Consider the following 21979-nt stretch of genomic DNA (forward strand, 5'->3'; position numbering starts at 1 on the left):
ATATACTATTAATATATTGGTATATTAAATATTATGATATAATATTTAATAAAGCTAGTTGGTATGTAAGAGTAAAAATTATGGAAACAATATCATTAAACAATCTGGATAGTGAAGCAATAAAAAAAAAATTGCTGAGCATAATAAGTAAAATTATAGGAAAAAATACTTGGACTCAAGCTTGTGCGGCTGAGAAACTTGGTATTGATCAACCAAAGGTGTCACAAATTAAAAGTGGTAAGATAAGTGGTTTTTCTTTAGAGAGACTGTTAGGTTTTTTGAAAAAGCTTGATCATGAAATAACAATTACAATAACAGAAAATCAATCAGTAAAAGCTAAAGAAGAAAAAGTAGAATGTAGAATTGGATCTCAATAGATCTGAAGTTGACATCTTATTTTTTGTGATATAGTATAAAGCTTATCAAGGTGGTATTTTATGGTTGAGTCTATTGTAGAAAAGTGTGTAGAACAGGTACACAACCGTTTTAAATTGGTTCTGCTGGCAAGTCAAAGAACGCATGATTTGAGTACAGGGGCAAGCGATCCCGTTGAAATGGTTAAGTTTAAAGATCATAAGGATACGATAGTGTCTTTATATGAAATAGCGGAAAAGAAGGTGAATACTCATGAGTTGTTTAACCTTTTGGTCAAAAGGTGCAAGGAGCACATGAAAGGAAACACAGATAATACTTATATTAATAGTCCAAGTAAGCTAGCAAATTTGTTAAATTTTTCTGATCATCAACTTAACACAAGTCTGGATGTAAGTCAAGAAAGCCACGATGATGAAATAGATGGTCAAGATAGTGGTGAAGAAGTGCCGATTTAGAAATCTACAGAGGTTATAATAGTTTATAAATGATTAGTATTGCTATCTATGTGCTTTTGTTCTGTATGAGTGTAATGTTATGTTGTATAGTATTTAGGTCAAGTGACGTTTACAATAAGATTTTAGCATTCAATAATTTATCAACACAATTAGTTTTACTCATAACAGCAATATCGATTGTTCTGAATGATTTTTTTTTAATTGATATAGCATTACTATATGCTAGCATCAGCTTTATATCAACTATAGCGCTAATGAGATTAATGTTGTTTTGATAATTTATGGTAGCATCCATTCTCATATTTTTAGGTGTTTGTTTAATAGTCATTTCAAGCGTAGGAGTAGTAGTATTTCCTGATTTCTATACTAGACTACATGCTGCAGGTATTGCAGATTCTAGTGGCGCAATGTTGTTGTTGATTGGTTTTGCTTGGCAAAATGAATTTTCAATCAATACTATTAAAGTTATATTATTGATTTTTATAATATGGATAGCCAATTCAACTAACAGTTATATTTTAGCGCGTACTTATTATAAAAGTAAAGACTATTAAAGAAGGTTAAGATGCTAGAAATACTGAATCTAATATTACTTTTACTGTTACTCACGGTTACAGTTTTTATAGTTCTTTCGAAACATTTGGTTGTAAGTGCTGTTCTAATGTGTGTATTTAGTTCAATTATTGCACTTATGTACTTGATTATGAATGCGCCAGATGTTGCAATTACTGAAGCTTCTGTTGGTGCAGGATTGAGCACAGTCTTTACGTTTGCAGCACTTTCTTTGGTAAAGAATTACAAAGCAAATTTATCTCATAGCCCCACAACACTTTTTTTTATGTTATTTTTGACTGCATGTTTATCATACTTTATGATTCAATTACCAGATTTTGGCAGTCATAATGCTCCAGTTCACTTGCACGTTGCTCCTTATTATGTAGAAAGTACTGAAAAAGCTATTGGTATTCCTAATATAGTGACAGCTGTTTTAGCAAGCTTTCGTGGCTATGACACATTTGGAGAAACCATAGTAGTTTTTACTGCTGCACTTTGTATAATGTTAATATTAGAAGAGAAAGAAAGTGATTAAAGATCCGGTATTAAGTGCAGTATCATTTTTGATGATACCTTTTATCATTTTGTTTGGTTTATACATACAGTTTCATGGTGACTATACTCCAGGTGGAGGTTTTCAGGCGGGAATAATTATTGCTTCTGGGATAATATTATATTCTATGTTATTTGATATACCTACAACTTTAAAAGCAATACCTTACTCTATTATCAAATTTACTAACGTACTAGGTATTTTAACCTATGGAGGAGCTGGTATTATAACAGTTTTATTTGGCCAAAATTTTTTATCCTATAGTATATTGTCAGCTGATAGTAGAACAGGTCAAAAATTGGGTATTTTCTTAGTGGAGCTGGGTGTATTGCTTACCGTTTCTTCTTCCATGTTAATCATATATATAAATTTTGCTCGCAAGAAAAAACAATGACTCTATATAATTATGTAGGCATTACCATATTAATGGTGCTAGGTTTCTATATCATTGTAAATGATAAAAACTTAATCAAAAAAATGATGGGATTAAGTGTCTTACAATCATCTGTTTTGTTGTTTTACATATCTTTAGGGTATGTAAAAAATTCTTTACCTCCTATATTGACTTCAAATTTTCACTTATATACCAATCCTATACCTCACGTCTTAATGCTTACTGCTATAGTGGTTGGAATTGCAACATTTTCAGTTGGATTGTCCATATTAGTAAGAATAGAGAGATTAGTTGATTAAGAAGAATGTGAATAAATTGATAGTATCTTAAACTATATGAAGTAGCAAGTAACTATAAATTAATAATAAAACTATAAGCTTGCTAATTGTAAGTTTATTTGATAAATAAGGAATAAAATTATAAACTGTAAAGGTAATGATGTCAACTATTAATGGTACGGAAGATAGGAAAAAGATCATCAAAGATCTTGTAACCAAAAGTATAAGAAAGGGCGGTTTTATCACTTTTGATGATATAAATGATAAGTTGTCAGATGAAAATTTTTCAACTGATTTTATAGATGATACTATAGCTTTATTGCAAGACTCCGGAATTAATATACTCGAAAGTAGTGAAGATGAGGAAGAAGCTCCTTCTAATGATGATGGTAATAAGCTTGATGATGATGAGACATCGTTGAATACTACTACAACTTTAGTGCAAAACGATGATCCAGTAAGGATTTATTTACAGGATATGAGCTCTGTAAAGCTTTTGTCACGAGCAGATGAAATTAAGATAGCAAAAAAAATTGAATCTGAAAAGCATAACATGTTACGTGCAATAATTGAAACATCAGTGGCATTCAAAATAATCAAAACATGGCGTGATGATTTAAGTGGTGGAACTTTTTTACTGAGAGAAATTATAAATCTGGATGCAATTTATAACTCTGATTTCAATATGGTAGACAAAGAAGAAAGTGAAGCTGAAGATGTTAGAGATTGTGTTAATGATGAGGAAAAAGGTAGTGATGAAAAGGGAAATGAGAGTGAAGACATAAGTTCAGCTAACTTAAATATTTCTGTTCTTGAAATGGAAAGTGATTTATTGCCAAAGGTTATCACGGCATTGGATGAGATCATTGCTTTAACAAATGAAGCATTGGTATTGAAAAAAAATTCTAAAGATTTCTCTAATGAGCTAGAAAATTTATATAATCAAATATGGTCTGTAGCATTACAAATTCAGTTTAGTGATGCTGCTATTACCAGAATTACACAAAAACTTTACGAAATAAATAGACTAATCACGTTTGAAGAAGCTAATCTTATTACTGAAGCTAGAAAGTACGATATTGATAGAGGAAGTTTTTATAATGTTTATGATGATGTGCTTTTAGAACGCGAGTTTAGTGAAATAAGTTTTCTCAAGATTAATGAAAATCAATCTCTTTTTACAGGTGAATTAAAAAATAAATTCTTAAGGTTTATAAACGATAGCTATGAGTATATAGCTAGTGCCTTAAGCAATATTAAGAGTTATGTACAAGGAGATAGAGTTCAGGAGTTTAAGAAGGTAATCAAGAGAATACAGAAACATGAACAAGAAGTCTCTCAAGCAAAGCAAGAAATGATTAAGGCTAATTTAAGGCTGGTGGTTTCGATTGCTAAAAAGTATTCAAAAAGAGGCCTTGATCTGCTTGATTTGATACAAGAAGGTAATATTGGTCTTATGAAGGCTGTGGATAAGTTTGATTACAAACGTGGATATAAATTTTCGACTTATGGTACTTGGTGGGTAAAACAATCAATCACTAGGGCAATACCTGAACAGTCTAAAGTAGTTAGAATACCAGTACATATGGTGGAAATTATCAGTAAAATCAACAAAGCATTAAGAAAGATGACTCATGAAATGGGTAGAGAGCCTACATTAGAGGAATTGAGTATAGAATTGGCGATGCCGCTAGAAAGAATACGCAAAGTTATGAAGATAGCAAGAGATCCGGTAAGTCTTGAAGCTCCAACAGGAAAGGATGATAGTAGTACCTTCGGTGATTGTATAGAAGATAAGCGAGTTTCTAAGCCAGAGGATGCTGCAATACTTGCCGACTTGCGTGGTATTACGACCAATGTTCTTGCAACTTTAACACCAAAAGAAGAAAGAATTCTAAGGATGCGCTTTGGCCTTGGTAAAGATGGAAAGGAGCATACCTTAGAAGAAGTAGGAAAAATTTTTAATGTTACACGTGAAAGAATTAGGCAAATAGAGGCAAAAGCACTACGTAAGTTGAAACATCCAAGTCGTGCTAAAAAACTTAGAGGTTTCTTTTAAGGCAGAAGGGCTGCTCAAAAAATAGGTAAAATTCAGCCAAAGTTCTATAATTTCACCCTATTTTTCTTTTTTTTATAGGCTTTATAGAGCAGTATGATTAGATATTGAATGTTATGGCAAATAAAAATAATAACTCTAATTCAAAGTGTAAAAATTTTTGTGTTCTGGGTGATAGTTTATCTGATAATGGTGTAATTATTGAAATTTTAATAACTTATCCTTTGTAAGAAACGTGAAACTTAATGCCCCTTTTTATTAAGGAGGATTTTTAGCAATGGCCTTACTGTTGTTGAATATGTATCAAAGTATTTAGGTTTAGAAGAATTTAAGTCATCATGGAGATGCTCATTTTTTGATCGATACTATGAACAGCAAGGTCATAACTATGCGACTTTATATGCAACAGCATCTGAAATTCTTAACCCTATTTTTTCTTATTCCCTCAATAAATTTCGTTTAGTTAATCAGCTAAACGCAGTAATTAAACATCATCCAGACGTAGGTAAAGGAGATTTTATTTTTCATTATAATCGAGGAAATAATATTATGGGTGCCACTGCTTATAACAATGTTAAAGCAGAAAAAGTATTGAAATAAAGCGGTTAGTGAAATATGTAATGCATTTGGTTCTAAATGAATATGGTGTAAAGCATGTGATTGTTGCAAATGTGACTGAGGTTGGTTTGATACTATAGTATTTCCCAAAGTAAATGATAAAGGTATAATAAAGTATTTGAGTTATAATGGCATATAGTGTGGATTTAAGGGAAAAGGCAGTATTGATGATAGAAAAAGGGAAGACAAAGGTTGAGATAGCAGAGCTCATGGAGATAGGAATAGCAACGCTGTACCGCTGGTTAAAAAAGAAAGCTGTTGGTGAAAGCCTAAAGCCATCTAAAAACGGTAGCTTTATTCGAAAAATAGACCCAAAAATACTCGAAGAATATGTTACAAAGAATCCAGATCATACTCTGGCAGAGATGAAACAAAATCTTGGATTTGGAATAAATTCAATTTGGTATAGACTAAAACAGCTAAAAATTACTTTAAAAAAAAGTTACACTATATCAAGAGCGCAATCAAGAAGATAGGCAGCAATTTATTGATAAAATCTCAAAAATAGACCATTCCAGCATCTTATACCAAATTCCATTACTAATCGAACAAATAAGAAACATTACAAACTCGTTTAATAGTAGCACTGGAAATACTGACAATAAAATTACACAGAACATCTTCAAGTAAGCCTATGGTATCGTAGACTCTGTTGCGTAAAGTATTGTGTTTGATATATTGCCACAACCTCTCAACAGGATTTAGTTCTGGTGAATAAGGAGGCAAGTATATAATGGTAATGTTTTTCTGAATTTTCAAACTTTTTGATCTATGCCAGCCTGCACAATCCATTACAAGAAAGGCTTTTTTCGTGCCTAAATCTTTCGACATCTGCTCCAGAAATATATTCATACAATTAGTGTTTACATATGGAGCAAGTAGGCTAATTTTCTTACCACTTCTTGGATTTACCGCACTGTAGATATAGAAATTTTGTCTACCAATTTTCATTTAACCTGCGTTCTGACCCCTTTTTTAAACCATCCGTGTCCGATTTTTGAATGAGTTCCAAATCGTGATTCATCAAAAAAATACCTCCTTTTCAACGCTAATTCTGGATTAAAAAGAGAATAGAAAAGTCAGGAGAGTAGGGTAAACTCAACAAATAGAAAAAAATAGATGAGGTTACCCATGGAAGATATAACAAAACTGTTTTGTCTGGTCGATGATTTTTGCAGAGATATAGAGAAAAATTTTGCAGATAAACTACTGCCAAACGGTAAAAACCCACAAGAGTGCCAGAAATTACACATTCGGAAATTATCACAATAATCCTCCTGTATCAGCAATCTCCCTGTGAAAATTTTAAGGCTTTCTACCTGCATTACCTAACATTGCTCTACAAATCAGAGTTTTCGAAGTTGCCTTCATACACTAGGTTTGTTGCTCTAAAGCCCAGGGTTTTGTGGCATTTAGCCATGCTATTACAGTGCCTTTGCGGATGGTCAGAACTTACTGGAATCTCATACATAGATACAACTCCTATTGCAGTTTGCCATGCAAAAAGAATATCAAGAAATAAGGTTTTTGCTGGAATTGCAAAATTAAGCAAGAGTACATATGGCTGGTTTTTCGGCTTTAAACTACATTTGATAATTAACGAGAAAGGTGAAATTCAAGCTTTTACGCTTACAAGAGGTAATGTTGACGATAGAGAGCCTGTAGCAAACCTAACTAAGAAATTAACCGGTCTTTTGTTTGGTGATAAAGGCTATATTAAAAAAGAGCTTTTCCAAGAGTTGTTTAACCGCGGTTTGAAACTTGTTACCAAGGTGAAAAAGGGGATGAAAAACGCATTAATTTCACTACATGAAAAGATTTTGCTGAGAAAAAGGTCGATCATTGAGACGATTTTTGGCTACCTCAAAAATAGACTTGAAATTGAACATACTCGCCATAGATCTCCCGTTAATTTCTTGGTTCACATCTTTTCTACTCTTATTTCCTATTCCTTGAAATCCAAAAAGCCTTCCATTTCCTATACTTTCTTCCTTCCTTAATCCAGAATTAGCGTTTTCAGGGTGGGAATTGACTATTTTATTGAAGTATTTTTTAAACTCTTCTTGCTTGTTTTTATCTTGTTTATGGTGAATTGGCCTCGGTGTTATATAAGAAAACTTCATCCTTTGTATCTCACGATGCACTGTTGATTTGCTAATGTTTAGGCCAAATTCCTCTGAGATTTTTATTTGCACTTCCTTAATAGTAATATTTGGATTTCTTTCTACCCATATTTCAATTTGCTCACGTTGATTTTTGTTTAATTTGCTTTTTCTTCGCCGCTGAGAAGGGGAAAATAATTTTTCTACTCTACCAAATTTTAGATGCTTTATCCATTCAGTCAAAGCAGTCCTTGAAATTTTACATATTCTTGCCACAGCGCTTATACTACTTTCTTTTCCTGCTATCACCGCTTGTAACTTTTTTGAAACATATGCGTTATTTCTGACCTTTTTTAACATTTCTTTCGCCAAATTTACAACTTTTTCGTCTAACAGTTTTGACCTTAATGCCATTTATACCTCTCTATTTTATCTACTCTAGTATCACTTCTTTCCCATTATTGTCTATCTGTTCTTTACATAGTGGGAATTGGTATTAGATTATATGAAGAAAGGTGCAGATCTTGAAATAAAAGCATTCGATCTTAACTCTAAAATGAAAAGTATGCTTGGTAAATATAAGAGCAAAGGGTTAAATGATCGAGATGCATACCTATCAAACATCGTAGACCAGTTTAGGGTAGGGTGATTTGGAAAAAGTATAAAGATACTCTTGTTGATATTTAAAGGAAGGCTTGATACTTACTATAATTCTGGATGAAGCACAGAAATACTAAAGGATTATTTCTTTTTTGATTATTTTTATCCAACTGCAGAACCTTGTTGTGAAGTTGGTAATGAAATGTATGAGTTGATTAAAAATTAGATTTCTTTTAAACATCTTTACGGTTTGTAGTAATACCAATTCCCGCTATACAAGCAACGAATAGAAAATAATGGAAAAAAGCCATACTGAAGTAAGTAAAATAGCGAGGTTTAGATGGCATTAAGATCAAAATTATTGGATGAAAAAGTGGTGAAATCAGCAAAAGAGATGCTGAAGAGAGTAAGAAATAATGCGTATGTTGCAAAAAAACTAAATGCTGTAATTGCAGCAAAAAAGCACAGTATAACAGCTGTAGCAAAAATATGTTGCATTTCGAGAAAGGCAATTACTACATGGATAAAGCACATAAAATTTGGAAGAGAAGAAAAATTATTTGCTCCACCTCAACGCCGTAGAAAAACTATATTGAACCAAAGTCAACTTGAACGAATTGAGTTGTGGATAGAGGAAAACCCCAATATTACTATTAGAGAAATGAGAATAAGAATCCAAGAAAGATTTGGTTTGAATATCAGAAAATCCGCAATACATCGTAATATGCAAAGAATGAAATTCTCATATATCACACCAAGACCAGTTCATAGTGGACAAGATAAAAACAAGCAAGAGGAGTTTAAAAAAAAACCTCAATGAAACTATTGTCATGCATTCTGAAAAAGAGCTATTTTTCTTCGATGAATCACGGTTTGGTACACATTCGAAAGTTGGGCATGGGTGGTTTAAAAAAGGCAGTAGGACACAGGTTAAGGTAAAATTAGGTAGGGAAAATTTTTATCTCTATAGTGCAGTTAATCCCAGAAATGGAAGGCACCTAAAAATATCGAAATTATATACCTACCACCATACTCACCTGAACTCAATCCTGTTGAGAGGTTTTGGTTATATATAAAACAGAACATTTTACGCAATAAAATCTACGATACAATTGTTCTGCTTGAATGCGCTTTGTGTAAATTTATTACCTCTCTTTCCCCTTCCACGGTTAAACAACTCTGCTATGCTTCTTATTTGGTTCATTAATAATGAGAATTGGTATAACTATCTGCGTAGCTGAATGGTAAAGGGAGGGGGGTAAACAAAATAATCTAAAATATAGAGAAAATACAACGGTGCTTGATACATAGCTATTGCGATTTTATCCTCTTTTTATCATTTTAGTGCTAGAATGACGTTCTGCTAGTGAAGTTTATTCTTTGATATATTAACTATAAATATAGAGAAGTCTTACTAAATAAAAAGGTAAAAGGAACCTCTGAGTAGTGAAATTTTGACTCTATATTGCTGTAAGTGGTGCTGTAATAATGTTCTAACAAGCGCGACTTGGCTGAATATAGAAAAAATTTAAAAAACCGCTATAATTTTATGTAATCTACCAATAAACACCTAAGTTTTTACTGGATTTTGTGATTGATCCTACAGTCAAAAACAAATTTTGAGTCATAAATACTTTTAGTGCCCTAATAAAATAGGGAGGTTTGTCAAGTAAAGTTCTTTATTTCATTAGATGCGCTGCCAAATTGTTATGCAAGCAAGTTTTTTTAGTTTTTGTATATCCGAAGTAATTCTTGTGCATTGGCCTTGATTAGAGTCGGACATTCTCTATCATTTAATAATGAATGCAATATTTCAATTGCACCTTTAATGTCGTTACTGTGTATCTTTACTATAGCGATAGCTTCTTGGCTTGAATAAGGGTACACTGCATTTGATTCTAAATTACTAATTTTATCTTTATTTGTTTTTTCACCGCTGGAGTGAAGTAAGCTCATTACTTCTAAGTATTGTGCTAACTCACGTAAAACATCAGGAGCATCTTTATCGTCTGCCAAATTATTATAAATAATAGATGCTGTGTCTGTTGGCATTGAATCTGAGATATGATTGAATGCGCGTTCAAAATTTGCTAAATACTTCCAATGTGAATCTATTTCTTCTAGCAGCGACTTATTATCTTTTTTTAAGAAAAATACTTCGTAAAACTTGTCACCTGCAGCTATAGATTGTTTTGTGTTATCAATGTTGCGCAATAAGTATAATGTGATGCCAACTAACATTGGCGCAAGTGTAAGCAGAAAAATGTATTTTTTCATGGTAATATTCCAAATAGTTATATATTTATACATTAATGCTTTTGATTTGCAAAAACATATTGACATAGTGATTATATCACATAATAATATCCTTAAAGTTGTTTGAATAGTTGGAGATTGAAGTATTTCTAAAGTAGAAATAAAGACAGCAGTATTAAGCTAAATTATTTTTTGTCGGATTTATCCGATGTACCCTCAACCTTTTATAGGTTGAAGTCTAAATTTGAGAGTTTGATCCTGGCTCAGAATGAACGCTGGCGGCAGGCCTAACACATGCAAGTCGAACGGAGTTATATTGTAGCTTGCTATGGTGTAACTTAGTGGCAGACGGGTGAGTAATGTATAGGAATCTACCTAGTAGTACGGAATAATTGTTGGAAACGACAACTAATACCGTATACGCCCTACGGGGGAAAAATTTATTGCTATTAGATGAGCCTATATTAGATTAGCTAGTTGGTGGGGTAATAGCCTACCAAGGTAATGATCTATAGCTGATCTGAGAGGATGATCAGCCACACTGGAACTGAGATACGGTCCAGACTCCTACGGGAGGCAGCAGTGGGGAATATTGGACAATGGGCGAAAGCCTGATCCAGCCATGCCGCATGAGTGAAGAAGGCCTTTGGGTTGTAAAGCTCTTTTAGTGAGGAAGATAATGACGGTACTCACAGAAGAAGTCCTGGCTAACTCCGTGCCAGCAGCCGCGGTAATACGGAGAGGGCTAGCGTTATTCGGAATTATTGGGCGTAAAGGGCGCGTAGGCTGGTTAATAAGTTAAAAGTGAAATCCCGAGGCTTAACCTTGGAATTGCTTTTAAAACTATTAATCTAGAGATTGAAAGAGGATAGAGGAATTCCTGATGTAGAGGTAAAATTCGTAAATATTAGGAGGAACACCGGTGGCGAAGGCGTCTATCTGGTTCAAATCTGACGCTGAAGCGCGAAGGCGTGGGGAGCAAACAGGATTAGATACCCTGGTAGTCCACGCTGTAAACGATGAATGTTAAATATGGGGAGTTTACTTTCTGTATTACAGCTAACGCGTTAAACATTCCGCCTGGGGACTACGGTCGCAAGATTAAAACTCAAAGGAATTGACGGGGACCCGCACAAGCGGTGGAGCATGTGGTTTAATTCGATGCAACGCGAAAAACCTTACCACTTCTTGACATGAAAATCATACCTATTCGAAGGGATAGGGTCGGTTCGGCCGGATTTTACACAAGTGTTGCATGGCTGTCGTCAGCTCGTGTCGTGAGATGTTGGGTTAAGTCCCGCAACGAGCGCAACCCTCATCCTTAGTTGCCATCAGGTAATGCTGAGTACTTTAAGGAAACTGCCAGTGATAAGCTGGAGGAAGGTGGGGATGATGTCAAGTCATCATGGCCTTTATGGAGTGGGCTACACACGTGCTACAATGGTGTCTACAATGGGTTGCAAGGTGCGCAAGCCTAAGCTAATCCCTAAAAGACATCTCAGTTCGGATTGTACTCTGCAACTCGAGTACATGAAGTTGGAATCGCTAGTAATCGTGGATCAGCATGCCACGGTGAATACGTTCTCGGGTCTTGTACACACTGCCCGTCACGCCATGGGAATTGGTTTCACTCGAAGCTAATGGCCTAACCGCAAGGAAGGAGTTATTTAAAGTGGAATCAGTGACTGGGGTGAAGTCGTAACAAGGTAGCAGTAGGGGAATCTGCAGCTGGATTACCTCCTTAGGCTTTGTACGTAATTCACCGTTTTAAATAATAGTGTCATTATGTACTATACTGCTGTCTTTACTTCTACTTTATTTTTTAATTTCTCGATAACGAAATTTTATGAGTAACAGGCCTCTTTCCCCATATTTACAAATATATAAAGTACAAGTTACTAGTTTTTTTTCTATTATGCATAGATTGACTGGTATCTTGCTATTTCTTTTATTAATCATATTTTCTTGGTATTTTATATTATATGTTTACTCCCCTAAGTTAATTATAGTAAGGTGCTTAAATGCATTATTGTTCACTCCTGTTGCTAAATTAGCTTATATCTTATGCTTTGTAAGCTTTATGTATCATTTTCTTAATGGTATTCGTCATTTGTTGTGGGATGCTGGGCTTAATTTAGAAATTGCTAGTGTTTTAAGAAGTGCTATGTTACTAACAATAATGCTATTTCTTTCTACTATGGCTTTTTTATTTATATTTATATGAGTCAATCTGTAAATTCAGTACATCATTGGTGGATCCAGCGTATTTCTGCGGTGACTTTGTTATTTTTACTTCCTTGGTTTATTTACTTATTTTCTTGCACATTTTATGTTGATAGCCCTTTATCTTTTAATGAAAAATTATTTCAGGCTATTAATCATCCACTAGAGCTTTTGTTTTTTGTTATACTGGTGTTTTGCATTTTTTGGCATGCAGTTCTTGGAATGCAGGTAGTGTGTGAAGATTATATAGACAGCGTACCTCTAAGGATTTTTACAATTACATGCATAAAATACTTATCAAGCATTACTTATATAGTCCTTGCTTTTACGACTTTTTTCTTTTATAGGCATATTTTCTTGTAAAATTGTTAGTTCTGTGTTAGTATATTATTAGTTTACTAATTTTATTATTGAGCTATAGTGATTTTGGTTTGACAACATGTTTGGAGTGTTAAAAAAAGGAGTAGCAGACTTTACGCTTAAAGCAAAAGGTTTATTTGCTTCATCTGAATCTCAAATTTGTGTCAAGGATCTTAGAAAGGTAATGACATATACAGATGGAAGAAAATGCAAATATCCAAAGAATTACGATCAGATTGTAAAATCTGGGAAAGTTGTAGAAAGTAAGAATAGTAATGATGAGACTATATATAAACTTTTGTATGGCAAGAAAATTTTTGAATTAGCTCTTGTCGAGAAAACGGATGATAGGTCCTATTTTACCATTGACTTTTTAGTTAATCGTAATCGGGAAAAAAACAAGGATGTTAAGCATTATGATGGCTACTATAAACCATTTGAATTTTCAAAAATCGATCTTGAAAAACATATTCCAATTTTTGAAGCTAAAAAAACTAATGATCCTAAATATCCGTTTGAATTAACTCACTCTTCTGTGCTAATGAAAAAGGTAAAAAATGGAGAGGGTAAAGTTCAGGGAGTTGTTGATGAAAAGGGAAGAAATGAAGAATTACTATACACTAGTAATTATAAAAAATTAAGCACTAATTTTTCAGAAATTAGAGATCAAAATGGTAGTCTAGAGCTAGATAAAAGTCTGATATCTGTTCCTATTGTTTTTGCTGCGGGTTTAGCTAAGATTTGTGCTAGACTGCTGACTTTCATTCCTATAAAATTAGGAGAGAATTTGATAGCTAGAAAAAATCGAGTTGCAAAATCTTTTGGTTATCTTTTTTTCACTTCTGCAGTGGTAGTAAAAAATTTAGTAAATATGGGAGCTACAATACTTAAGGTTCCAATTTTATTATTTGTAGCAAATGAGAAAAAGTATGGTGATGCTTATCTTACTATGTGGAAACACCAATTGAAAGAATGTTGGAAAGAAATAAAAAGCGACTTTAATGTTGTTACAAATGGGGAAAGGCCAAAGCCGAAGAAGAAGGATCATAAGCCACTCAGTATAGTGGGCACATGGGATGAGCTTGACGCTAGAAGTCCAGGTATTGAAAGAGAATTGGAAAAGGCGCTGAATAAAAGTAGTGAAAGTATAGATAAATCCAGAGAATCAGGTGTTGGAGAAAGCTTAAAGGAGAAGCCGCAAAACAAAACTGATAAAAAAATAGCTGCAGCCGTTAATCAAAAAAGCAGCACTCCTCATATTGATAGAGAGATAGAAAGAAGACAAGACTCATCACGGAATGTAGGGATTCCATAATGCTCGTAGTCAACCATCACTTTAAATTACTTTTTACTTTAATCATCTCACAAAAAAAACTTGCATGCATTTTGCCGTTAGTATAAGATATTAATCAAATAATTAATATCTTAATTAAATGCGCCCTGTAATACTGTGTGGTGGTAGTGGCAGCAGACTTTGGCCTCTATCTAAGCCAAAGCAATTTCAGAAAATATTTAGTCAGAATACTATGTTTCACAACACTTTGTTGAGGCTAAAAGGCGATTATATGCCACCCATCATTACTACAAATATACAATATGAGTCATTATTGATGCAGGAATTACATGCATTACAAGAATGTAAAGTAGTTTTTGAACCAGTTAAAATTGGGACAGCGGCAGCAATACTAATTGCTGTGCTTCTCTGCGATAGGAACGAGACAATCTTAGTTCTGCCTTCAGACCATTTTATAGGTGATTTGAATAGTTTTTATGTTTCTATTGAGAAAGCGTCTAAGCTAGCCTCTGAAACTGACTCTATAGTCACTTTTGGGGTAAAGCCTCATGAATTCAATTCTGAATACGGCTATATAAATGCAGTATATGGTCAGAAAGAAAAATGTCATATAGTAAAAGATTTTACAGAAAAACCCGAGCGTAAGGTAAGTAACGATCATTATTGGAACTCTGGAATATTTGTGTTTAGAGCAAAACGCTATATAGATGAGATAAAAAAAATTGCTCCGACTCTCTATAATTTATGTTGTGAAAGTATGAAGCATTTTGTATCACGAGAGAGATTTCTGTATTTAGAACAGCAAAATTGTGCAGGAATGGGTGATACATCTATTGATCACCTAGTGATAGAAAAAGCAGAAAATATTGTAATGATAGAAGCCAATTTCGATTGGATGGATGTTGGCACTTGGGGTTCAGTTTTAGAGTTAAGTAAGAGATTTAATAAGAATTTTGAGTCGTTTCAAGCTGTAATCAAAGGAAGAGAGCCAGTTTTGATGACAGAAAATGATGCAAAAAATTTACTAGGTAGAGTTTATAAACGGCCAAGTAAGAGCCTAATGTTGTTCATTAATAAAGTTAAGGAAGTAAAGCCAATAAGGAAAGAGATTAAGCCATGGGGATTTTATAGTGTAGTTTTAATGGGCAAGGATTTTCTTATAAAATACCTTTTTATAAATCCACTGAGCTGCACTTCTAAGCAATTTCACCACTATAGAGATGAGTACCATATAATACTATCAACGCTAATTCTGGATTAAGGAAGGAAGAAAGTATAGGAAATGGAAGGCTTTTTGGATTTCAAGGAATAGGAAATGAGAGTAGAAAAGATGTGAACCAAGAAATTAACGGGAGATCTATGGCGAGTATGTTCAATTTCAAGTCTATTTTTGAGGTAGCCAAAAATCGTCTCAATGATCGACCTTTTTCTCAGCAAAATCTTTTCATGTAGTGAAATTAATGTGTTTTTCATCCCCTTTTTCACCTTGGTAACAAGTTTCAAACCGCGGTTAAACAACTCTTGGAAAAGCTCTTTTTTAATATAGCCTTTATCACCAAACAAAAGACCGGTTAATTTCTTATACCAATTCTCATTATTAATGAACCAAATAAGAAGCATAGCAGAGTTGTTTAACCGTGGAAGGGGAAAGAGAGGTAATAAATTTACACAAAGCGCATTCAAGCAGAACAATTGTATCGTAGATTTTATTGCGTAAAATGTTCTGTTTTATATATAACCAAAACCTCTCAACAGGATTGAGTTCAGGTGAGTATGGTGGTAGGTATATAATTTCGATATTTTTAGGTGCCTTTAAATTTTTTGACTTATGCCAACTAGCGCAATCCATCAAGAGAAAAGCCTTTCGTATTCCTAAATATTGCGACATCTGTTCAAGGAATATATTTATACAATCAGTGTTGACGTTTGGTGCAAATAAGCTAAAATTCTCTCCATTTCTGGGATTAACTGCACTATAGAGATAAAAATTTTCCCTACCTAATTTTACCTTAACCTGTGTCCTACTGCCTTTTTTAAACCACCCATGCCCAACTTTTGAATGTGTACCAAACCGTGATTCATCGAAGAAAAATAGCTCTTTTTCAGAATGCATGACAATAGTTTCATTGAGGTTTTTTTTTAAACTCCTCTTGCTTGTTTTTATCTTGTCCACTATGAACTGGTCTTGGTGTGATATATGAGAATTTCATTCTTTGCATATTACGATGTATTGCGGATTTGCTGATATTCAAACCAAATCTTTCTTGGATTCTTATTCTCATTTCTCTAATAGTAATATTGGGGTTTTCCTCTATCCACAACTCAATTCGTTCAAGTTGACTTTGGTTCAATATAGTTTTTCTACGGCGTTGAGGTGGAGCAAATAATTTTTCTTCTCTTCCAAATTTTATGTGCTTTATCCATGTAGTAATTGCCTTTCTCGAAATGCAACATATTTTTGCTACAGCTGTTATACTGTGCTTTTTTGCTGCAATTACAGCATTTAGTTTTTTTGCAACATACGCATTATTTCTTACTCTCTTCAGCATCTCTTTTGCTGATTTCACCACTTTTTCATCCAATAATTTTGATCTTAATGCCATCTAAACCTCGCTATTTTACTTACTTCAGTATGGCTTTTTTCCATTATTTTCTATTCGTTGCTTGTATAGCGGGAATTGGTATTAGTTAGGTTTGCTACAGGCTCTCTATCGTCAACATTACCTCTTGTAAGCGTAAAAGCTTGAATTTCACCTTTCTCGTTAATTATCAAATGTAGTTTAAAGCCGAAAAACCAGCCATATGTACTCTTGCTTAATTTTGCAATTCCAGCAAAAACCTTATTTCTTGATATTCTTTTTGCATGGCAAACTGCAATAGGAGTTGTATCTATGTATGAGATTCCAGTAAGTTCTGACCATCCGCAAAGGCACTGTAATAGCATGGCTAAATGCCACAAAACCCTGGGCTTTAGAGCAACAAACCTAGTGTATGAAGGCAACTTCGAAAACTCTGATTTGTAGAGCAATGTTAGGTAATGCAGGTAGAAAGCCTTAAAATTTTCACAGGGAGATTGCTGATACAGGAGGATTATTGTGATAATTTCCGAATGTGTAATTTCTGGCACTCTTGTGGGTTTTTACCGTTTGGCAGTAGTTTATCTGCAAAATTTTTCTCTATATCTCTGCAAAAATCATCGACCAGACAAAACAGTTTTGTTATATCTTCCATGGGTAACCTCATCTATTTTTTTCTATTTGTTGAGTTTACCCTACTCTCCTGACTTTTCTATTCTCTTTTTAATCCAGAATTAGCGTTATCAGGGGTTGGATGCGTGAGTTTAGATGACAAAACATATGCTATAACAAAAAATCATGTAGTAGAGATTCCAAGGAAGGTGTTTCATAAAATTGAGAATAAAAGTACAAGATTTCCTCTTGAGATAGTTGAGTTTCAGGTAGGAAAGTTTTTATCTGATAATGATATAGTAAGATTGGACGATATATATGGAAGGTCTTAATATAGAACATTGAATATATTCAATAAGCTTGCTAAATTTAGACAACCTAATTTGAGGTAAAGGAAAAATTACAGTTATATGAAGCATAAAAAGTATGATATTTAAATCTTAGTATAATGTCTATTGCCTTTGAATTTACTATGGCTATTCGCTATTTGCGAGCAAAGAATTCTAGATTTTGCTCTATAATGGCCTTGTTTTCTATTATTGGTATTGCTCTTGGAGTTGCAACGCTAATAGTAGTAATGTCTGTAATGAATGGGTTCAGAGCAAAGCTGCTCGACTCTGTACTTGGCATTAATGGTCATATTAATGTTTACTTTGATAGAAGCATAAATTCAGATTACCACGCAGTGTTAAAATCTATTGAGAAAATCCCAGGTGTATTAAAAGCTACTTCTATGACCAATGATCAAGTGATCGTTGCAGCAAATAGTGGAATTGTGGGTAGCGTAGTCCGTGGTGTGTCAACTAAAGACTTACTTAATAATACTATCGTTAAGAATAATGTAGTTATGGGTAACGTGGAAAAATTCGATGAAGGTATCATAATAGGGGCAAGATTAGCAGAAGCTTTGAATATTGATTATGGTGATAACATTATGCTTATATCACCTGAAGGATTTGATGCACTGTCTGGTGAAATACCAAAAATGAAAGAATATAAAGTTGTAGCAATATTTGATATGGGTATGTTTGAGTACGACAATACCTTAATGTATATGCCCATAAAGTCAGCTAAAGCTTTTTTTAATTATAAAGATAATGTGAGAAATATAGAAGTGTTTGTAGATGATATTGCTATGGCTAATAAGCTAGCAAACGCTATAGCAAAAGAAACAGGAATGAGAGCTGAAAGTTGGCAGTCTCAGCAAAGCCATTATGTTAATGCTTTAAAGACTGAAAGAAATGTGATGTTTTTAATTCTCACTTTAATTATAGTTGTAGCAGCATTTAATATTGTCTCAAATTTGATGATGATAGTGCAAGAAAAGAAATCTGCAATTGCAATTATGCGTACGTTTGGTGCAACAAGCGGAAGCATTATGCGCATATTTTGTGCTTGTGGATTGCTGATTGGTTTTACAGGAACTTGTCTTGGCTCTATTATAGGGGTTGTTTTTTCTCTCAATATTGAAAGTATTAGAGTGTTTTTAGAAAACATTACCAACATCAAACTGTTTGATCCTATGATATACTTTTTTTCAAGTTTGCCAGTGATATTAGTCTCTCAAGATGTGATTAACATTTCTGCACTTGCATTGTTCTTATCATTTTTAGCGACAATTCCTCCTGCATTACAAGCAGCTGCTCAAGATCCTGTGGAGATATTACGTTATGAATGATACTTGGAGAAAATGCATAGGTTGGTTCTTAATTATATTGTTGTTTGTTAGCTATATTACAATAAATAACATAATATTTTTTAAAATAAATCAGCAAGAGAGTGAAAATAGTATAAGTATTGTAACGGAAAAGATAGATGAACTTAAAATGTTGCTTGAAGTTAATCAAATTAAGGTAGAGAAAAAGATATTTGATTTAAAGAGAAATCTGCACACTCAATGTGAGCAAGGTGACGGTAGTTCAAGGCATAAGAACCTCGCAAAGTTGCTGCTACTTGTGATTAAGATGAAGAATTCGTTATTGCAAGAAGCCAAGTTTGATAATCATATAAATTCAATAAAGCCTTTGATATCAGAGCTTGACGATCCAGAAATAGAAAATGCAGTCAATGAATTGGAAAATTTGAAAGAGGTAGATACTTTATGCGGGTTGAAATTGTCTTTTGAGAAGAACATGACTGTTATTAACTACAATAAAAGTAACTTGTTTAAAAAAATCATTTCAAATTGGATAAAGATAGATGATCGTAGTGATCCACTCAGGTTAAAGCTTGCGGAAATTGAAGAATTAATAAGCGATAATGATTGGCAGAGCATAGCCACCGCAATAAGTGACTTAACATACCCAGAATTCAAACCATGGCTTAATAAATTGAATGATTTTATTGTAGCTTTCAAGAATACTTCAATAATATATCGTCACTTATTACAATACATCTCATGATTTATTTTATAATTTTTGCTTTTTCGTTTTTATTTGGCATATGGATCAAGGTAAGTGGTGAAGTAATAAAATTGGAATTAGGCAATTACACTATAAGTATTGATCTATATTTCGTTATTCTTGCTTGCGTAGTCTTATTATTTTTATTGATTGCAGTTGCACGTTTTTGTTCTTCTATTTCATCAACATTTGCTAACATAAAAAATAGAAGAAGAAGTAGGGAAGAATTGCTTCTCTTTGAAGCTTTCTTTAGCTTAGACTTAGGTAATATAGAGAACACCAATAAGCTAATTAAAAATCTAAATGAAGAAAGTGATAAATTATCTTTAGTAAAGCTCTTTAATTTAGGTAAAACGGGAAATTACAGCTTTTTCAGCCATAATTTAACGAGTATTGCAAGTAAAAATCGCAACTTAGCTCTACTTCTGATCAATAAACTGATTATTCACCTAAAGCAAGAAAGGTTAGTCTTTCAAAAATTTATAGAATATTGCTCTAGTTCAATTAATGATAAAATTTTGTCTATTCCCTTTCAAATAGAGCATTGTATATTGCAAGAAGATTGGATAAATGCAATTTCAAAGTTAAAGGAAGCTATCAAATTCAATATTTTTCTTCCCTTTGATCGTAAAAAGATGTTAGCGGTTTTTTATTGCGCTTTAGCAAAGCAATACGAAAGTAAAGGAAGTTTTTGCAAAGCTATAGATTATTTAGCTAAAGCACAAAGTTATTATGCAACTTTTCAGCCCATCAATTATTTAAAGGCAGAATTATATATCAAGCTTGAAAAAATCAGAAAAGCTTCCACAGTATTAGAGGAAGAGTATAGAGTAAATCCTACTCCTCAATCAGCTAGAATGTATATCAAGTTAAATAATAAAGGCGCTGAAAGACTATATAACTTACGCCCTGATTATTATTTTAGTTATTGCTTGCTTGCTTTGTCTTCAATTAGCTTAGGGAAATATGATCTTGCAAGTCAGCATTTAGATATTGCTATGAAAAAAGCTAATTACATATCAATCTACCTTGTTATGGTACAGCTCAAGATTATGCTACAAGAGTATGATCAAGCAATTTACTGGCTAAATAAGATGAACTCAGAAGCTGTGCCTGATCCAGGTTGGAAATGTGTTGATTGTAATAAAGAGCTAAAGCAATGGGATTATAAGTGCTCAAGTTGCAATAGTCTTAATTGTATTTACCTTATATTATAAGACTCCATAAGGTGTGATACTTTTACATCGAGATTGCTTTAATATAATCTTTATCTCAAAACAGTAAATCTGTGAGTTTCTTAGTTAGGTTTGATTCCAATGTCAAAAAAACTTGTTTTTAGACATTACCAGTTATATATTTTAATAAATTAGAATTATATATAAAATGAAGAGCTTAAAGGAATTATCCTTAAGAATTAAAAATATTAAGTCTGTGCAGAAAATCACGAAAATAATGCAAATGGTTTCTGCAGCAAAATTATTACAAAGCCAAAAGAAATTATCAAATTCAAAATTGCATATATCTAAGCTGCATAGCATTATTTCTTCACTAGCGCTATCAGCGGATCAAGAGTTACTAGCAAGAATTCTAAATATCAATAATGAAGATTCTTTCCTAGTATTTATTATTGCATCTGATCGTGGTTTATGTGGCAGCTTCAACTCCTCTGTTGTTAAATTTAGTCAGGAGCATATAAACAAATTAATTGCAAATGATAAGAAAGTAGACATTGTCTTTTTTGGTAAGAAAGCTTTTGAGACAGGCAAAAATAGATTTAATTCTAAAAATATCTTGAAGGTTGAAAATAGTAAGGGAATCACACTAAAGCGTGTGGAAGCCTTGGTTAGTGATATAGATCTAAGTAAATACAATAAAGTTAAGGGTTTTTACAGTAAATTCTATAATACCTTCATGCAAAAGCCAATATTAGAAACAATAAAACCATGGAGTAAAGACTCATTATTAATTGATAATTCTGTAGTTAGTCCTCTAACAGATTACAGCTATGAGTATGAACCACAAAATATTGAGTTTATTTTAAAATCTTTGACTCAAGATTATGTTACAGCTTCTCTTTATTCTGCTTTACTTGAAAGTGCAGCAAGTGAAAATAGTGCTAGGATGGTTGCTATGGAATCAGCAAACAGAAATACAAAAGTAATGCTAAATAAACTAGCATTACTTTATAATCGTTCTCGTCAAGCAGCAATTACAACTGATTTGATTGAAGTTATAGGTGGTGCAGAATCTTTATAGAAACTCAAGGAATG

At 33.2% G+C, this 21979-nt stretch carries 19 protein-coding genes, 1 rRNA gene and 8 pseudogenes; 22 read left to right on the forward strand and 6 right to left on the reverse strand.

The window, feature by feature from the left end; genetic code table 11:
• Positions 1–80: 80 nt before the first annotated feature.
• The 9 genes from O1Q06_RS08035 (at position 81) to O1Q06_RS08075 (ending at position 5760) form a co-directional block, all read left to right on the forward strand.
• Positions 81–377, forward strand: a complete 297-nt coding sequence (locus tag O1Q06_RS08035; protein WP_007302434.1) for a helix-turn-helix domain-containing protein — start codon at positions 81–83, stop codon at positions 375–377.
• A 60-nt stretch (positions 378–437) separates the two neighbouring features.
• Complete coding sequence (gene rpoZ / locus O1Q06_RS08040; protein WP_410542618.1) at positions 438–830, forward strand: DNA-directed RNA polymerase subunit omega; 393 nt, start codon at positions 438–440, stop codon at positions 828–830.
• A gap of 29 nt (positions 831–859) precedes the next feature.
• Entirely contained in the window at positions 860–1105 is a 246-nt protein-coding gene (locus O1Q06_RS08045) for a monovalent cation/H+ antiporter complex subunit F (protein WP_012481980.1), read from the forward strand.
• Positions 1106–1111: 6 nt separating this feature from the next.
• Complete coding sequence (gene mnhG, locus O1Q06_RS08050; protein ID WP_012481981.1) at positions 1112–1384, forward strand: monovalent cation/H(+) antiporter subunit G; 273 nt, start codon at positions 1112–1114, stop codon at positions 1382–1384.
• An 11-nt stretch (positions 1385–1395) separates the two neighbouring features.
• Positions 1396–1920 carry a DUF4040 domain-containing protein gene (locus tag O1Q06_RS08055; protein WP_410542619.1) on the forward strand — a complete coding sequence of 175 codons (525 nt, stop codon included), beginning with the start codon at positions 1396–1398 and terminating at the stop codon, positions 1918–1920.
• Entirely contained in the window at positions 1913–2332 is a 420-nt protein-coding gene (locus O1Q06_RS08060; RefSeq protein ID WP_410542620.1) for a Na(+)/H(+) antiporter subunit B, read from the forward strand. Before O1Q06_RS08055 ends, O1Q06_RS08060 begins: the two co-directional genes overlap by 8 nt.
• Positions 2329–2631, forward strand: a complete 303-nt coding sequence (locus tag O1Q06_RS08065) for a cation:proton antiporter subunit C (RefSeq protein WP_012481982.1) — start codon at positions 2329–2331, stop codon at positions 2629–2631. The genes O1Q06_RS08060 and O1Q06_RS08065 overlap by 4 nt, the downstream gene beginning before the upstream one ends.
• Positions 2632–2770: 139 nt before the next feature.
• Positions 2771–4669, forward strand: coding sequence for an RNA polymerase sigma factor RpoD (gene rpoD / locus O1Q06_RS08070; protein ID WP_410542621.1), 1899 nt, complete (start codon positions 2771–2773; stop codon positions 4667–4669).
• A gap of 743 nt (positions 4670–5412) precedes the next feature.
• The gene (locus tag O1Q06_RS08075; protein WP_410542622.1) at positions 5413–5760 is read left to right on the forward strand and encodes an IS630 transposase-related protein; all 348 of its coding nucleotides are present in this window, start codon (positions 5413–5415) and stop codon (positions 5758–5760) included.
• 64 nt (positions 5761–5824) lie between these two features.
• On the opposite strand, the pseudogene O1Q06_RS08080 reads toward O1Q06_RS08075, so the two are convergent.
• Positions 5825–6327, reverse strand: a pseudogene (locus tag O1Q06_RS08080) (IS630 family transposase); the annotation flags it as partial.
• A gap of 88 nt (positions 6328–6415) precedes the next feature.
• On the opposite strand from O1Q06_RS08080, the pseudogene O1Q06_RS08085 reads away from it, so the two are divergent.
• Positions 6416–7284: pseudogene (locus O1Q06_RS08085) on the forward strand (IS982 family transposase).
• A 15-nt stretch (positions 7285–7299) separates the two neighbouring features.
• Here the strand turns inward: O1Q06_RS08085 and O1Q06_RS08090 are convergent.
• A pseudogene (locus O1Q06_RS08090) lies at positions 7300–7800 on the reverse strand (IS630-like element ISWpi10 family transposase); the annotation flags it as partial.
• A gap of 526 nt (positions 7801–8326) precedes the next feature.
• Here O1Q06_RS08090 and O1Q06_RS08095 point away from each other — a divergent pair.
• Both O1Q06_RS08095 and O1Q06_RS08100 read left to right on the forward strand, forming a co-directional pair.
• Positions 8327–8972 (forward strand): annotated as a pseudogene (locus tag O1Q06_RS08095) (IS630 family transposase); the annotation flags it as partial.
• Positions 8973–8983: 11 nt separating this feature from the next.
• Positions 8984–9193 (forward strand): annotated as a pseudogene (locus O1Q06_RS08100) (transposase); the annotation flags it as partial.
• Positions 9194–9711: 518 nt separating this feature from the next.
• Here O1Q06_RS08100 and O1Q06_RS08105 read toward each other — a convergent pair.
• Complete coding sequence (locus tag O1Q06_RS08105; RefSeq protein ID WP_410542623.1) at positions 9712–10329, reverse strand: hypothetical protein; 618 nt, start codon at positions 10327–10329, stop codon at positions 9712–9714.
• A gap of 153 nt (positions 10330–10482) precedes the next feature.
• Here O1Q06_RS08105 and O1Q06_RS08110 point away from each other — a divergent pair.
• The 5 genes from O1Q06_RS08110 (at position 10483) to O1Q06_RS08130 (ending at position 15380) form a co-directional block, all read left to right on the forward strand.
• Positions 10483–11986, forward strand: a 16S ribosomal RNA gene (locus O1Q06_RS08110).
• A 102-nt stretch (positions 11987–12088) separates the two neighbouring features.
• Positions 12089–12466, forward strand: a complete 378-nt coding sequence (gene sdhC / locus O1Q06_RS08115) for a succinate dehydrogenase, cytochrome b556 subunit (protein ID WP_410542624.1) — start codon at positions 12089–12091, stop codon at positions 12464–12466.
• On the forward strand, positions 12463–12828 hold the full coding sequence (sdhD, locus tag O1Q06_RS08120) for a succinate dehydrogenase, hydrophobic membrane anchor protein (RefSeq protein WP_410542625.1): 366 nt from the start codon (positions 12463–12465) through the stop codon (positions 12826–12828). Before sdhC ends, sdhD begins: the two co-directional genes overlap by 4 nt.
• A gap of 76 nt (positions 12829–12904) precedes the next feature.
• A complete protein-coding gene (locus O1Q06_RS08125; protein WP_410542626.1) occupies positions 12905–14140 on the forward strand; it encodes a hypothetical protein in 1236 nt (411 codons plus the stop codon).
• 118 nt (positions 14141–14258) lie between these two features.
• The gene (locus tag O1Q06_RS08130; protein ID WP_410542627.1) at positions 14259–15380 is read left to right on the forward strand and encodes a mannose-1-phosphate guanylyltransferase; all 1122 of its coding nucleotides are present in this window, start codon (positions 14259–14261) and stop codon (positions 15378–15380) included.
• On the opposite strand, the pseudogene O1Q06_RS08135 reads toward O1Q06_RS08130, so the two are convergent.
• The 3 genes and pseudogenes from O1Q06_RS08135 to O1Q06_RS08145 form a co-directional block, all read right to left on the reverse strand.
• A pseudogene (locus O1Q06_RS08135) lies at positions 15377–15700 on the reverse strand (transposase); the annotation flags it as partial. The gene O1Q06_RS08130 and the pseudogene O1Q06_RS08135 sit on opposite strands and share 4 nt — an antisense overlap.
• Before the next feature lie 16 nt (positions 15701–15716).
• Positions 15717–16722 (reverse strand): IS630 family transposase gene (locus tag O1Q06_RS08140; RefSeq protein WP_410542255.1). Its coding sequence is split into 2 segments (ribosomal slippage): positions 15717–16259 and positions 16261–16722, totalling 1005 coding nucleotides; the frame shifts between segments, so codons are not numbered across the junction.
• Between the two features lie 83 nt (positions 16723–16805).
• Positions 16806–17350, reverse strand: a pseudogene (locus O1Q06_RS08145) (IS982 family transposase); the annotation flags it as partial.
• Between the two features lie 94 nt (positions 17351–17444).
• On the opposite strand from O1Q06_RS08145, the pseudogene O1Q06_RS08150 reads away from it, so the two are divergent.
• From O1Q06_RS08150 to atpG, 5 genes and pseudogenes are all read left to right on the forward strand, one after another.
• Positions 17445–17639: pseudogene (locus tag O1Q06_RS08150) on the forward strand (mannose-1-phosphate guanyltransferase); the annotation flags it as partial.
• 116 nt (positions 17640–17755) lie between these two features.
• Positions 17756–18985, forward strand: coding sequence for a lipoprotein-releasing ABC transporter permease subunit (locus O1Q06_RS08155; RefSeq protein WP_410542628.1), 1230 nt, complete (start codon positions 17756–17758; stop codon positions 18983–18985).
• Entirely contained in the window at positions 18978–19709 is a 732-nt protein-coding gene (locus O1Q06_RS08160) for a hypothetical protein (RefSeq protein WP_007302451.1), read from the forward strand. Before O1Q06_RS08155 ends, O1Q06_RS08160 begins: the two co-directional genes overlap by 8 nt.
• Positions 19706–20926, forward strand: coding sequence for a tetratricopeptide repeat protein (locus tag O1Q06_RS08165; protein ID WP_410542629.1), 1221 nt, complete (start codon positions 19706–19708; stop codon positions 20924–20926). The genes O1Q06_RS08160 and O1Q06_RS08165 overlap by 4 nt, the downstream gene beginning before the upstream one ends.
• A gap of 166 nt (positions 20927–21092) precedes the next feature.
• On the forward strand, positions 21093–21965 hold the full coding sequence (gene atpG, locus O1Q06_RS08170) for an ATP synthase F1 subunit gamma (protein ID WP_410542630.1): 873 nt from the start codon (positions 21093–21095) through the stop codon (positions 21963–21965).
• Positions 21966–21979 lie beyond the last annotated feature (14 nt).

This window comes from Wolbachia endosymbiont of Tetranychus urticae, from assembly GCF_046529255.1.
In the GTDB taxonomy this organism is placed as follows: Bacteria; Pseudomonadota; Alphaproteobacteria; order Rickettsiales; family Anaplasmataceae; genus Wolbachia.